18 protein-coding genes are annotated in these 13,041 nt (G+C 66.7%); 3 read left to right on the top strand and 15 right to left on the bottom strand.

The window, feature by feature from the left end; genetic code table 11:
- Positions 1-3: 3 nt before the first annotated feature.
- The 15 genes from rplQ to rpsH all read right to left on the bottom strand — a co-directional run bounded on the left by rplQ (position 4) and on the right by rpsH (position 9,241).
- Complete coding sequence (rplQ, locus tag FSW06_RS13275; RefSeq protein WP_010119832.1) at positions 4-465, bottom strand: 50S ribosomal protein L17; 462 nt, start codon at positions 463-465, stop codon at positions 4-6.
- Between the two features lie 66 nt (positions 466-531).
- On the bottom strand, positions 532-1,545 hold the full coding sequence (locus FSW06_RS13270) for a DNA-directed RNA polymerase subunit alpha (RefSeq protein WP_010119833.1): 1,014 nt from the start codon (positions 1,543-1,545) through the stop codon (positions 532-534).
- Between the two features lie 81 nt (positions 1,546-1,626).
- Positions 1,627-2,232 carry a 30S ribosomal protein S4 gene (gene rpsD / locus FSW06_RS13265; protein ID WP_010119835.1) on the bottom strand — a complete coding sequence of 202 codons (606 nt, stop codon included), beginning with the start codon at positions 2,230-2,232 and terminating at the stop codon, positions 1,627-1,629.
- 22 nt (positions 2,233-2,254) lie between these two features.
- A complete protein-coding gene (gene rpsK / locus FSW06_RS13260; RefSeq protein WP_010119836.1) occupies positions 2,255-2,659 on the bottom strand; it encodes a 30S ribosomal protein S11 in 405 nt (134 codons plus the stop codon).
- Between the two features lie 3 nt (positions 2,660-2,662).
- A complete protein-coding gene (rpsM, locus tag FSW06_RS13255) occupies positions 2,663-3,031 on the bottom strand; it encodes a 30S ribosomal protein S13 (protein ID WP_010119837.1) in 369 nt (122 codons plus the stop codon).
- Positions 3,032-3,167: 136 nt separating this feature from the next.
- Complete coding sequence (infA, locus tag FSW06_RS13250; protein WP_010119838.1) at positions 3,168-3,386, bottom strand: translation initiation factor IF-1; 219 nt, start codon at positions 3,384-3,386, stop codon at positions 3,168-3,170.
- A 202-nt stretch (positions 3,387-3,588) separates the two neighbouring features.
- Positions 3,589-4,392, bottom strand: a complete 804-nt coding sequence (map, locus tag FSW06_RS13245) for a type I methionyl aminopeptidase (protein WP_010119839.1) — start codon at positions 4,390-4,392, stop codon at positions 3,589-3,591.
- A 15-nt stretch (positions 4,393-4,407) separates the two neighbouring features.
- Positions 4,408-4,953: an adenylate kinase gene (locus FSW06_RS13240; RefSeq protein WP_010119840.1), complete on the bottom strand. Its 546-nt coding sequence runs from the start codon at positions 4,951-4,953 to the stop codon at positions 4,408-4,410.
- Entirely contained in the window at positions 4,950-6,284 is a 1,335-nt protein-coding gene (gene secY, locus FSW06_RS13235) for a preprotein translocase subunit SecY (RefSeq protein WP_010119842.1), read from the bottom strand. Before secY ends, FSW06_RS13240 begins: the two co-directional genes overlap by 4 nt.
- Positions 6,285-6,561: 277 nt before the next feature.
- Complete coding sequence (rplO, locus tag FSW06_RS13230) at positions 6,562-7,014, bottom strand: 50S ribosomal protein L15 (RefSeq protein ID WP_010119843.1); 453 nt, start codon at positions 7,012-7,014, stop codon at positions 6,562-6,564.
- Between the two features lie 4 nt (positions 7,015-7,018).
- A complete protein-coding gene (gene rpmD, locus FSW06_RS13225) occupies positions 7,019-7,204 on the bottom strand; it encodes a 50S ribosomal protein L30 (protein WP_010119845.1) in 186 nt (61 codons plus the stop codon).
- A 3-nt stretch (positions 7,205-7,207) separates the two neighbouring features.
- A complete protein-coding gene (gene rpsE / locus FSW06_RS13220) occupies positions 7,208-7,846 on the bottom strand; it encodes a 30S ribosomal protein S5 (protein WP_010119848.1) in 639 nt (212 codons plus the stop codon).
- Between the two features lie 40 nt (positions 7,847-7,886).
- Complete coding sequence (rplR, locus tag FSW06_RS13215; protein WP_010119850.1) at positions 7,887-8,288, bottom strand: 50S ribosomal protein L18; 402 nt, start codon at positions 8,286-8,288, stop codon at positions 7,887-7,889.
- Complete coding sequence (gene rplF, locus FSW06_RS13210; RefSeq protein ID WP_010119853.1) at positions 8,288-8,824, bottom strand: 50S ribosomal protein L6; 537 nt, start codon at positions 8,822-8,824, stop codon at positions 8,288-8,290. Before rplF ends, rplR begins: the two co-directional genes overlap by 1 nt.
- 15 nt (positions 8,825-8,839) lie before the next feature.
- Positions 8,840-9,241 carry a 30S ribosomal protein S8 gene (rpsH, locus tag FSW06_RS13205; protein WP_010119854.1) on the bottom strand — a complete coding sequence of 134 codons (402 nt, stop codon included), beginning with the start codon at positions 9,239-9,241 and terminating at the stop codon, positions 8,840-8,842.
- A gap of 391 nt (positions 9,242-9,632) precedes the next feature.
- On the opposite strand from rpsH, the gene purF reads away from it, so the two are divergent.
- From purF to FSW06_RS13190, 3 genes are read left to right on the top strand one after another with little or no spacing between them, the layout of a single operon-like run.
- Positions 9,633-11,117: an amidophosphoribosyltransferase gene (gene purF, locus FSW06_RS13200; RefSeq protein WP_244946813.1), complete on the top strand. Its 1,485-nt coding sequence runs from the start codon at positions 9,633-9,635 to the stop codon at positions 11,115-11,117.
- 13 nt (positions 11,118-11,130) lie between these two features.
- Entirely contained in the window at positions 11,131-11,856 is a 726-nt protein-coding gene (locus FSW06_RS13195; RefSeq protein WP_010119856.1) for a nucleosidase, read from the top strand.
- A 31-nt stretch (positions 11,857-11,887) separates the two neighbouring features.
- Positions 11,888-13,036 (top strand): heme/hemin ABC transporter substrate-binding protein, encoded by a 1,149-nt coding sequence (locus FSW06_RS13190; RefSeq protein WP_010119857.1) that lies wholly within the window; start codon positions 11,888-11,890, stop codon positions 13,034-13,036.
- Positions 13,037-13,041 lie beyond the last annotated feature (5 nt).

Below are 13,041 nucleotides of genomic sequence, written 5' to 3'. Positions count from 1 at the left end.
CGGCTACTTCTCCTCGGCCGCGGCAGCGGCCTCGGCCGGAGCCTCGGTGGACTCGGCGGCCTGGGAGGCGGCGGCGCGGGTGGCGCGGGACGCCTCGGCCGACGCGGTCTCCTCGAGAACCAGGGAAATCTGGCTCATCGGGGAGTTGTCGCCCTTGCGGTTCTCGAGCTTGATGATGCGGGTGTAGCCGCCGTCACGGTTCTCGAACGCGGGAGCGAGATCGTTGAACAGGTGCGCGACGACATCCTTGTTCGGGATGAGCTTGAGCACGTTGCGGCGGTCCGCGAGCGTGCCCTTGCGCGCCTTGGTGATGATCTTCTCGACGTACGGACGCAGCAGCTTGGCCTTCGCGTCCGTGGTGCGGATGGCGCCGTGCTCGATGAGCTGAGCCGCCAGGTTGGCGAGGATCTTCTTCTGGTGGGAAGCAGATCCGCCGAGGCGGGCGCCCTTCTTCGGGGTAGGCATTACTTCTCCTCGTGTGTGTTTCTGTTGAGCGCTTGTTCCGGGCAGGTGGCCAGCCCGGATCAGCCCCTATTCGGCGATGTCTTCGCCCTCGGTGTCCAGGAACTCCCCCGACTCGGGGTCGTAGCCCTCGATGTCGTTGATGTCGAAGCCCTCCGGAGCATCCTTGAGACCCAGGCCCAGCTCAGCGAGCTTGACCTTCACCTCGTTGATGGACTTCTGGCCGAAGTTCCGGATGTCCAGCAGGTCGGACTCGGTACGGGCGGCGAGCTCGCCGACCGTGTGGATGTCCTCGCGCTTCAGGCAGTTGTAGGAGCGGACGGAGAAGTTGAGGTCCTCGATCGGCATCCCGTAGGCGGCGATGTTCTCGGTCTCCTGCGGGGACGGGCCGATCTCGATGCCCTCGGACTCGGTGTTGAGCTCACGGGCGAGACCGAACAGCTCCACCAGGGTGCCGCCGGCGGACGCGATGGCGTCCCGGGCGGTGATGGAGTTCTTGGTCTCGACGTCCAGCACCAGCTTGTCGAAGTCGGTGCGCTGCTCGACACGGGTCGCCTCGACCTTGTAGCTGACCTTGCGCACCGGCGAGTAGATCTGGTCGACCGGGATCCGGCCGATCTCACCGGTCGTCGGGCTGGCGGGCACGTAGCCGCGGCCGCGCTCGACGACGAGCTCGATGTCCAGCTTGCCCTGCTCGTTCAGCGTGGCGATGTGCAGGTCCGGGTTGTGGACCTCCACACCGGCCGGGGTGACGACGTCGGCACCGGTGACCTCACCGTTGCCCTCCTTGCGGATGTACATCGTGACCGGCTCATCGGAGTCCGAGGAGAGCACCAGGGACTTGATGTTCAGGATGATGTCGGAGACATCCTCCTTGACGCCGGGGATGGTGGTGAACTCGTGGAGCACACCCTCGATCCGGATGGAGGTCACTGCGGCGCCCGGGATGGACGACAGCAGCGTACGGCGCAGCGAGTTACCGAGGGTGTAACCGAAACCGGGCTCGAGCGGCTCGATGACGAACCGTGACCGCGCGGGGCTGATGTACTCCTCGGTCAGCTGGGGGCGCTGGGAAATCAGCATGGTCTTACTTCTCCTTTGTGGCGACCGCTATTTGACGCCGTGGCAAAGAACTGTGGGAAAAGGGGCGGAACCGGGTGGTTCCTACTTGGAGTAGAACTCGACGATCAGCTGCTCCTGCAGCGGAATGTCGATCTGGGCGCGCTCGGGCAGCTGGTGCACGAGGATGCGCAGGGACTCCGGGACGACCTGCAGCCAGGCCGGGACGACAGAGTCGGTCAGGACCTCCTGGGCCTCCTCGAACCACAGCATCGAGCGGGAACGGTCCCGGACGTCGATGATGTCGTACTGGGACACCTGGTAGGAGGGGACGTTGGTCTTCTTGCCGTTCACGGTGAAGTGACCGTGGGAGACCAGCTGACGCGCCTGACGGCGGGTCCGGGCCAGGCCGGCACGGTAGACGACGTTGTCCAGCCGCGACTCCAGCAGGACGACCAGGTTGTCGCCGGTCTTACCCGGACGGCGGTTGGCCTCCGCGTAGTAGCGGCGGAACTGCTTCTCCATCACGCCGTAGGTGAAGCGGGCCTTCTGCTTCTCCTGCAGCTGGGTGAGGTACTCGGACTCCTTGATGCGTCCCCGACCGGCCTGTCCCGGGGGGTACGGGCGACGCTCGAAGGAGCGGTCTCCGCCGACGAGGTCGACGCGGAGGCGGCGGGACTTACGGGTGGCTGAACCGGTGTAACGGGCCATTATCTAATCCCTATCCTTTCTTCTAGACGCGACGACGCTTCGGCGGACGGCAGCCGTTGTGCGGCTGGGGGGTCACGTCGGAGATCGTGCCGACCTCGAGGCCGGCGGTGGACAGGGAACGGATGGCGGTCTCGCGGCCGGAGCCCGGGCCCTTGACGAAAACGTCGACCTTCTTCATGCCGTGCTCCATCGCCTTGCGGGCGGCGGACTCGGCGGCCATCTGGGCGGCGAAGGGGGTGGACTTCCGGGAGCCCTTGAAGCCGACGTGGCCCGAGGACGCCCAGGAGATCACAGCACCCTTCTCGTCCGTGATGGAGACGATGGTGTTGTTGAAGGTGGACTTGATGTACGCGGCGCCGTGCGCCACGTTCTTCTTGACGACGCGGCGACCGGGACGGCGCGCGCCGGAGCGTGCTTTCGGAGGCATCTCTTACTTCTTCTTTCCTGCGATCGTCTTCTTCGGGCCCTTGCGGGTACGAGCGTTGGTCTTGGTCCGCTGACCGTGGACCGGCAGGCCACGACGGTGGCGCAGGCCCTGGTAGCAGCCGATCTCGATCTTGCGACGGATGTCGGCCTGGACCTCGCGGCGGAGGTCACCCTCGACCTTCCACGAAGACTCGATGACGTCCTTGAGAGCGGAGACCTGCTCGTCGGTCAGATCCTTGGAGCGCAGGTCGGGAGAGATGCCGGTCTTCTCCAGCAGCTCGGCGGCACGGGCGGGGCCGATGCCGTAGATGTAGGTGAGTGCGACCTCCATGCGCTTGTCGCGCGGGAGATCCACACCAGCAAGGCGTGCCATGTGGCAGTTCCTTCCGGATAATTGGCGGCGGTTTTCTCCACACACACCCCGGTCCCCTCGCGGGGAGGGGCACCGGGCTCCGGCCGCCGCGGCCGGAGGTGGGGTTACGATGTGCGGAGGCGAAAAGAGCGGGTGTCTACTTGTAGCGGTAGACGATCCGGCCGCGGTCCAGGTCGTACGGGGAGAGTTCCACGACGACACGGTCCTCAGGGAGGATACGGATGTAGTGCTGACGCATCTTGCCGGAGATGTGTGCGAGCACCTTGTGCCCGTTATCCAGCTCCACGCGGAACATCGCGTTCGGCAGAGGTTCGACGACCTTGCCCTCGACCTCGATGGCGCCTTCTTTAGCCATATCCTCCACTTTCCTGTCCACCGCGGTTCTGCGGCGGACGGTCACGTCCGGTTGACGGTGCAGATACGTGGACCTACACCAACGGACAAGCATACGGGACGCGACGCGCCGGTGCCAATCGGCACCGGCGCGGGGTCCAGCGGAGGTCGGGAGAGAATCAGTCGGTCGCTGCTGTCGGTACCGGGTGGTCAGTACCTGTCGCTCAGTACCGGGCGGTGAGGATCCGGGGGCCGTCGGCGGTCGCCGCGACCGTGTGCTCCCAGTGGGAGGCCCAGGACCCGTCGAGGGTCTTCACTCCCCAGTCGTCGTCCAGGACGTACGAGTCCTCGGTGCCCAGCGCGAGCATCGGCTCGATCGCCAGGGTCGAACCGACCTCGATCGACGGTCCCTTGCCGGGACGCCCCTCGTTGGCGAGGTAGGGGTCCTCGTGCATCTCGTGGCCGATGCCGTGGCCGCCGTAGCCGTCGACGATGTGGAGCTCCACACCGAACTTCGCCTCAGCGGCCAGGGTCGCGTCCTCCAGCGCCCAGGAGACGTCGGTGAGCCGGTTGCCCGGGACCATCGCCTTCATGCCCTCGTAGAGCACGTACTCGGTGGCCTCGTTGAGCTTGCGGACGTCGTCACGCAGGGCGGCGTCCCCGCCGACCCCGAAGGTCCAGGCCGAGTCGCCGACCCAGCCGTCGAGCGTCGCACCGCAGTCGATGGACACCAGGTCGCCCTCCTTGAGGACGGTGACGTTGTCCGGGATACCGTGGACGATCATGTCGTTCACCGAGGCGCAGATGCTCCCCGGGAAACCCCCGTAGCCGAGGAACGTCGGGTAGGCGCCCTCGCCCCGGATCGTCGCCTCGGCGACCTTGTCCAGCTCCAGGGTGGTGACCCCCGGCGCCGCGGCGGCCTTGACCGCCTGCAGTGCCCGGCCGACGATCTCGCCGGCGGCCTGCATCGCGTCCAGCTCACCCGGCGTCTTGCCGTGGATGACCTTGCGGGACCTGCGGAAACCCAACGCTCTTCTACCCTCTTACCGGTTCAGGGCGTCGAGGGTGGCGGAGCTGATGTCCTCCACGGTGCCCTCGGCGTCGATGTCGATGATGATGTCGCTGTAGAAGTCGATCAGCGGCGCGGTCTCGTCACGGTAGACCTGCAGCCGGGTACGGATCGTCTCCTCGTTGTCGTCGCTGCGGCCGCGGGCCAGCATGCGCTCGACGACGGCGTCCTCGGACACCTTGTAGTTGAGCACACCGTCGAGTGAGGTGGACTTGTCGGCGAGGATCTCGGCGAGGATCTCCGCCTGCTCCACCGTGCGGGGGAAGCCGTCCAGCAGGAAACCGTCGGCGGCGTCCTCCTGGTCGAGGCGGGAGCGCACCATGTCGGCGGTGACGGAGGTCGGGACCAGCTTGCCGGCGTCCATGTAGGACTTCGCCAGCTTACCGAGCTCGGTCTCCTTGCCGATGTTCTCGCGGAACAGATCGCCCGTGGAGATGTGCGGGACCTTCAGCGCGTCGGACAGGATGGCGGCCTGGGTGCCCTTGCCGGCACCGGGCGGGCCGAGGAGAACGAGTCTCATTTGAGGAATCCTTCGTAGTTGGCTTGCATGAGCTGGGACTCGATCTGCTTGACCGTGGTCAGTGCGACCGAGACCATAATCAGGATAGCGGTACCGCCGAACGCACCCATACCGTTGCCCCCACCCTGGTTGGTGGACAGGCCGAGCTGGATGGCGATGTTCGGCAGGATGGCGATGACCGCCAGGTACACCGAACCGACGATGAGCAGCCGGTTCATGACGTACCCGAGGTACTCGGCGGTCGGACGCCCCGGGCGGATGCCCGGAATGAATCCACCGTACTTCTTCATGTTCTCGGCCTGGTCGTAGGGGTCGTACTGGACCGACACGTAGAAGAACGAGAAGAAGATGATCAGCAGGGCGAAGATGACGATGTAGATCCAGTCCGACGGGTCCGTGAGGATCCGCATGACGTTCCGGTTCCACCAGTTGTCGTTCTGCGCCGAGTCACCCGACTGGATGATCTGGGTGACCAGGATCGGCACCGTGAGCATCGACGACGCGAAGATCACCGGGATCACGCCGGCCTGGTTGACCTTCAGCGGCAGGTAGGTCGACGTCTCACCGTACTGGCGGCGGCCGACCATGCGCTTGGCGTACTGCACCGGGACGCGGCGCTGCCCCTGCTCGATGAAGATGACGCCGACGACGAGGATCAGCAGGGCGACGATCACGCCGGCGAAGACGAAGCCGCCGGAGTTGCGCAGGATGTTCATCCCCTGCGACGGCAGCTGGGTGGCGATGCCGGCGAAGATCAGCAGCGACATGCCGTTGCCCACACCGCGGTCGGTGATGAGCTCGCCCATCCACATCACCAGCACGGCGCCGGCGGTCATGATGACGACCATCATGACCAGGCCGAACACGCCGGTGTCCTCGTGGAGCACCCGGACGCCGGAGCCGAGCAGCTGCTTGCGGTCGGCGAGGGCGACGATACCGGCCGACTGCAGCAGCGCGAGGGCGACCGTGAGGTAGCGGGTGTACTCGGTCATCTTCGCCTGACCGGACTGCCCCTCCTTCTTCAGCTGCTCGAAGCGGGGGATCACGACGGTCAGCAGCTGCACGATGATGGATGCCGTGATGTACGGCATGATGCCGATGGCGAAGATCGACAGCTGCAGCAGCGCACCACCGGAGAACATGTTGATCAGCGAGTACATGCTGGTCTGTCCGTCTTCGGTGAGACTGCGGACCTGTTCGGTGATTTCCTCGTAGTCCACACCCGGGGTGGGGATCTGCGAACCGATCCGGAACAAGATGATCATCGCGATGGTGAAGAGGATCTTCTTGCGCAGATCGGCATCCCGGAACGCCGATAGCAAGGCGGTCACGTTTTGCCTCCTGGCTCGGCGGCCGGTCGTGGGTGACCGCCGATGGTTCTACTTGGGGGTGGGTACAGACAACCCTGACAGAATAGCAGGGGCTAACCCTCCGCGACAGATTCGGCAGGACAAATCGGTCGTCGCGGCGCCCAGCGACACGGCGGACGCGGCGGACGCGGCGGCCCCGGCTGACACGACCGACACGGCTGACACGGAAAACCCCCGCCCCGACCGGATGGTCGGAACGGGGGTCGGTCCCGGACGGTCGGCCGGTGGCCGGGGCGTCCTACTTCCCGGCCTCGGCGACAGAGCCGCCGGCGGCCTCGATCTTCGCGGTGGCGGACTTCGAGAACTTGTCCGCGGTGACGTTCAGCGCCACGGAGATCTCGCCGTCGCCCAGCACCTTGACGGGCTGCTTGGCGCGGACCAGACCGGCGGAGACGATGTCCTCGACAGACACCGCACCACCGTTCGGGAAGGCCTTGGCCAGGTCGGACACGTTGACGACCTGGAAGACGACCTTCGCGGGGTTCTTGAAGCCCTTGAGCTTCGGCAGCCGCATGTGCAGCGGCATCTGGCCACCTTCGAAGGCGGCGGAGACCTGCTTGCGGGCCCCGGTGCCCTTGGTACCACGACCGGCGGTCTTACCCTTGGACGCCTCACCACGACCCACACGGGTCTTGGCGGTGTTGGCGCCCTTGGACGGCCGCAGGTCGTGGAGCTTGATGGGTTCGCTCATGTTCCTACTCCCCTGCAACTTCCTCGACCTCGACCATGTGGCGCACGGTGTTGACCATGCCGCGGACCACCGGAGTGTCCTCGCGGACGACCGACTGGCCGATGCGCTTGAGGCCGAGCGAACGCAGCGAATCGCGCTGCTTCTGCTTGGTGTTGACGGTGCCCTTGCGCTGGGTGATCTTCAGTGCCATGGTTTACGCTCCCTGTCCTGCGGCGCGGGCACGGAGCATCGCGGCCGGGGTGACCTCTTCGAGGGTCTTGCCACGGCGGGCGGCGACCTCTTCGGGCCGGACCAGCTGCTTGAGGGCCGCCACGGTGGCGTGGACGACGTTGATGGCGTTGTCGGAGCCGAGGGACTTCGACAGGACGTCCTGGACACCGGCGCACTCGAGCACCGGGCGGGCGGCACCGCCGGCGATGACACCGGTACCGGGGGCGGCCGGGGACATCCAGACGACGCCCGCGGCGTCCTCACCCTGGACCGGGTGGGTGATGGTGCCGGCGATCATCGGGACGCGGAAGAAGTTCTTGCGGGCCTCCTCGGCACCCTTCTGGATCGCAGCCGGCACCTCCTTCGCCTTGCCGTAGCCCACGCCGACCATGCCCTGGCCGTCGCCCACGATCACGAGAGCGGTGAAGCTGAAGCGACGACCACCCTTGACGACCTTGGACACGCGGTTGATGGTGACGACGCGCTCGATGAACTGCGAGCGCTCGTCGTCCTGGTTGCGACGGCCGCCGCGGCGGTCGTCACGACGACCGCGGTTGTCGCGGTTGTCCTTGTTGTTTCCGTGCTCGGCGGTGCGTCCGCCGTTACGATCACGTTCCGACATCACGCAGTCCTTCCGTCGGTGAAAATCTTGTCGTTGCGCATTAGAACTTCAGACCACCTTCGCGGGCGGCGTCGGCGACCGCGGCGACGCGGCCGTGGTACTGGTAGCCACCACGGTCGAAGACGACGGCCTCGATGCCGGCGGCCTTGGCGCGCTCGGCGACGAGGGCACCGATGCGGGCGCCGCGGGCCTTCTTGTCGCCCTCCATGGCACGGATCTCCGGCTCGGTCGTCGACGCGGCGGCCAGGGTGTGGCCGGCGACGTCGTCGATGATCTGGACGTGCATGTGGCGCGACGTGCGGTGGACCACGAGACGCGGGGTCTCCGGGGTACCGGAGATGTTCTTGCGCAGGCGGTAGTGACGGCGGTTGCGGGCGACGCGACGGCGGGTCGAGATGTCCTTGCCCACCGGGAGACGCTTGTTGTCGTTGCTCTGAGACATTACTTACCCGTCTTTCCGACCTTGCGACGGATCTGCTCGCCCTCGTAGCGGATGCCCTTACCCTTGTAGGGGTCGTCCTTCCGCAGACGACGGATGTTGGCGGCGATCTGTCCGACCTGCTGCTTATCGATACCGGCGATGGAGAACTTGGTGTTCCCGTCGACGGCGAAGGTGATGCCCTCCGGAGCTTCGATGAGGACCGGGTGCGAGTAACCGAGGGCGAACTCGAGGTTCGAGCCCTTGGCCTGCACGCGGTAACCCACGCCGAAGATCTCCATCTTGATGGTGTAGCCCTCGGTGACGCCGGTGACCATGTTCTGGACCAGCGACCGGGACAGACCGTGCAGCGAGCGGTTCTTGCGGTTGTCGTCAGGACGGCTGACGACGATCTCGTTCTCCTGCTGCGCGACGGCGATGGGAGCCGGGATCTCCTGGGAGAGGGTGCCCTTCGGGCCCTTCACCTCGACGTTCTGGCCGTCGATGGTGACGGTGACGCCGGACGGGACGGCCACGGGGGCCTTACCGATTCGTGACATTCTAGCGTCCTCCTTCTACCAGACGTAGGCGAGGACTTCCCCACCCACGCCCTTCTCGCTCGCCTCACGGTCGGTCAGCAGACCCTGGGAGGTGGAGATGATCGCCACACCCAGGCCACCGAGCACCTTCGGGAGGTTGGTGGACTTGGCGTACACACGCAGGCCCGGCTTGGACACGCGGCGCACACCGGCGATGGAGCGCTCGCGGGAGTGCGAGTACTTCAGCTCGAGGGTGAGCTTCTTGCCGACGTTCTTCTCGTCCTCGACGGAGAAGTCGGCGATGTAACCCTCCTTCTTCAGGATCCCGGCGATGTTCGCCTTGATCTTGGAGGAGGGCATGGACACGCTGTCGTGGTACGCGTTGGACGCGTTCCGCACGCGGGACAGCATGTCCGCGATGGGATCAGTCATCGTCATTGCGAGTGACCTTGTGCCTTTCTCGTCACGGTTCCCGACCCACCCGGGCGTCACCGTGCATTCGCGGGCAACTGTGACGCTCCCCGGACTCAGTAGTCCGGCTTGCTCGCTGCTCTGGAAAACCCTGGTCAGAGTCCTCCGGGGAGGCTCTTTCAGGGACACACGGCCGCATGAAGGGCGGGGGGCCTGCGACAAAGTGGTTTACTGTGGTTCCTGCTGCCTTGACGGCAGACCGTTCTACGCTAGCAACCAGCGCAAACAAACTCAAAACCGGCTGCCGGGTCCGCCCTCGAATCGGTTCCTGTCCGGTGGTCCGCGTAACCTCGTGTCCCGTACCGGCCACCCAGGCGAGCGATAGGACCACCGAGAAACCATGTGCGGCATTGTCGGCATGATCGGGAACACCCCGGTCAACCAGGATATCTACGATGCGCTGCTGCTCCTGCAGCACCGCGGGCAGGATTCGACCGGGATGGCCACCGCCGAATCCTCCGGCCATCTCCACCTGTTCCGCGCCCGCGGCCAGGTCCGCGAGGTCGTGCGGACCCGTGACATGCGGGCCCTGCTCGGCAATTCCGGGCTCGGCCACGTGCGTTACGCCACCCGCGGGGCCGCCTCGGTGGAGGAGGAGTCCCAGCCGTTCTACGTCAACTCCCCCTACGGCATCACCCTGGTGCACAACGGGAACCTCACGAACACCCGTGAGCTCACCGACGAGCTGCGCCACCACGACCGTCGTCACGTCAACTCGAGTTCGGACACGGAACTGCTGCTCAACGTCCTCGCCGCCGAGCTGCAGACCACGACGGCACCGTCCGCCGACGATGTCCTGGACCCCGACGACATCTTCAACGCCGTGGCGGCCACGCACAACCGCGTCGAGGGCGCCTACGCCGTCGTCGCACTGATCTCGAACCACGGTCTGCTGGCGTTCCGGGACCCGTTCGGCATCCGCCCGCTCGTGCTGGGACGCCGCCACCCCACCCCGGATCTCCTGGCGGACCACCCGGACGCCCACGACGAATGGGTCGTCGCGTCCGAGTCGCTGGTGCTGGAGAACGGCAACTACGAACTCGTCCGGGAGCTCGCCCCCGGCGAGGCGGTGTTCATCACCCCGGAGGGCAAGCTCCACGCCCGGCAGTGCTCGCAGACCCCGGAACTCAAGCCGTGCTCCTTCGAGTACGTCTATCTCGCCCGCCCGGACTCGGTGATGAACGGCATCAGCGTCTACGACTCACGGCTGCGGATGGGCGAGCGGCTGGCACACACCATCGCCGAGCACATGCCGGTCGAGGACGTCGACGTGGTCATGCCGATCCCCGATTCGGCACGCCCGTCGGCGATGGAGGTCGCCCGGGTGCTCGACATCGAGTACCGCGAGGGGTTCTTCAAGAACCGGTATGTCGGCCGCACGTTCATCATGCCGGGCCAGGCGGTGCGCAAGAAGTCGGTCCGCCAGAAGCTCAACGCGATGTCCACCGAGTTCCGCGGCAAGCATGTGCTGCTCGTCGACGACTCGATCGTCCGCGGTACCACGAGTTCGCAGATCATCGAGATGGCGCGTGCCGCCGGTGCCCGCAAGGTGACCTTCGCCTCCGCCGCCCCGCCCATCCGCCACCCGCACGTCTACGGCATCAACATCCCGACCGAGTCCGAGCTCATCGCGGCGGGTCGGACGATCCCGGAGATCTGTGAGCTGCTGGGCGCCGACCACCTCATCTACCAGGAGGTCGACGACCTCGTGGCCGCGATCATGGACGGTCAGACCGACCAGCACCTCGACGGCCTGGACATGAGCTGCTTCACGGGCGAGTACGTGACCGGCACGGTCGACCAGGAGTACCTCGACTGGGTCGCGACCGCACAGGAGAGCTGACACAGGAGTACCGATGAACCACCCCGTCCCCTACCGTCTCCACCACGGCACCATCGCCCCCGGACGCCCGCTGCTGGTGATCGCGATGGCCGGGGAGGCTGCCGAGCTCACCGCCGGTGACCCCCGGTTCGAGGATCTGCCGGTGCTACTCACCGGCATCGGCCGGATCAACACCACGCTCGCCCTCACCGACTGCCTGCACCGCTACCTCGCGGCCGGTGGGCTGCCCGGGGCGGTCATCAACCTCGGGACGGCCGGCGCACTGCGCCCGGGACTGTCGGGGGTGCACCGGGTCAACCGGGTGCTGCTCCACGATTTCTCGCACTCCTCGGTGGCCGCGTTCACGGGGTCGGACGAGTATCCGCCGATCGACCTCGACTCGGACCTGCCGGGCGACCATTCCGATGTGGACACCCTCGACGGGCTGGAGCAGGACGCGGCGTCCGGCGCGCGGGTGACCCTCGCCACCGGCGACGCCTTCGTGGAGGATTCCGCGACGCGGACGCGGCTGGCCGAGGATGCCGACCTCGTCGACATGGAGGGTTACGCCGTCGCCCGGGTCGCCCGCTGGTTCGGGGTGCCGGTGCAGCTGGTGAAGCTCGTCAGCGACGCCGCCGACGAATCCGCCGGCCAGAGCTGGCGCGATGAACTGCCGCGGATGGCCAGGGAACTGGCGGCGCACACCCGTCAGGCGCTGGACCGCGGTGACGGTGGACACAGTGACGGACATTCGGATTAGCCATCCCTAACCTCAGTGATATTCTGGTGCCATGAGCCTGCGTCGGTCACGTACCATCCCCTCCCTTCTCCTCGCCGCCGCCCTTGTCGGCGGCGGCTCCCTCACCGCCTGCGGCGTGGGCGCCTCGAACGGCTCCGGATCGGCCGGCGACGCGGACGAGACCTCATTCGACGCGGCCATGGACGACCTGCCGGCGGACACGGGCCTGCCGGCCGCGGCCTCGACGAAGGGCGTGTCCTACGCCCCCTACGTCGGCGACGTCTCCCCTGTCTCCGACGACGTCTCCCCGTCCCTGCCGACCTCCGTCACGGACGCCGACGGCCGTGACGTCACCGTCGACAGTGTCGACCGGATCGTCCCGCTCGATATCTCCGGGGAGCTCTCCCGCACCGTCGCCGGCCTCGGACTGCGCGACAACATCGTCGGCCGCTCCGTCTCCTCGATGGAACCGAGCCTGAAGGACGTCCCCGTCGTGACGCAGGGCGGTCACTCGATCAACGCGGAGGCGGTCCTCAACCTGCACCCCACACTGGTGCTGCTCAACCACTCCATCGGTCCGGACGACGCCGTCGACCAGATCCGCAACGCCGGCGTCCCGGTCGTCATGCTGGAGGACCCGGAATTCACCGACGGGAAGATCGGCGAGGACATCCGGACGACCGCCGGCGTCCTCGGTCTGGCGGACGAGGGCGAGAAACTCGCCTCCCGCGCCACCGACGAATACGACAGGGCGAAGGACAAGGTCAGTGAGCTGGCGGGCGCGGCGGACGGCGGTAAGCCACTGCGCATGGCGTTCCTCTACGCCCGCGGTGACGGCGGGGTGTTCTACATTCTCGGACCGGATTCCGGCACGGCGACTCTCATCGAGTCCCTGGGCGGCACGGATGTCGCCAAGGAGAACGGCATCACCGACATGACCCCGGCGAATGCCGAGGCGCTGGCGAAGATGAACCCGGATGTGCTGGTCATGATGTCGGGCGGGCTGGAATCGACGGGCGGGATCGACGGACTGCTGTCGAAGCCGGGGGTCGCGCAGACCACCGCCGGGCAGCACCGCCGGATCCTCGCGATCCCCGACTCGCAGGCGTTGAGCTTCGGTCCGCAGTCCGGCGAGATGCTGCTCGGCGCGGCGGCCGCCCTCTACGCTCCCGACGACCACCGTGAGGCGACGGCCTCCTGACCGTC

The sequence above is a fragment of the Corynebacterium nuruki S6-4 genome, from assembly GCF_007970465.1.
Classification (GTDB): Bacteria; Actinomycetota; Actinomycetes; order Mycobacteriales; family Mycobacteriaceae; genus Corynebacterium; species Corynebacterium nuruki.
The sequence above is the reverse complement of the archived record's forward strand: the minus strand, read 5'-3'. Positions and strand labels throughout refer to the sequence as shown.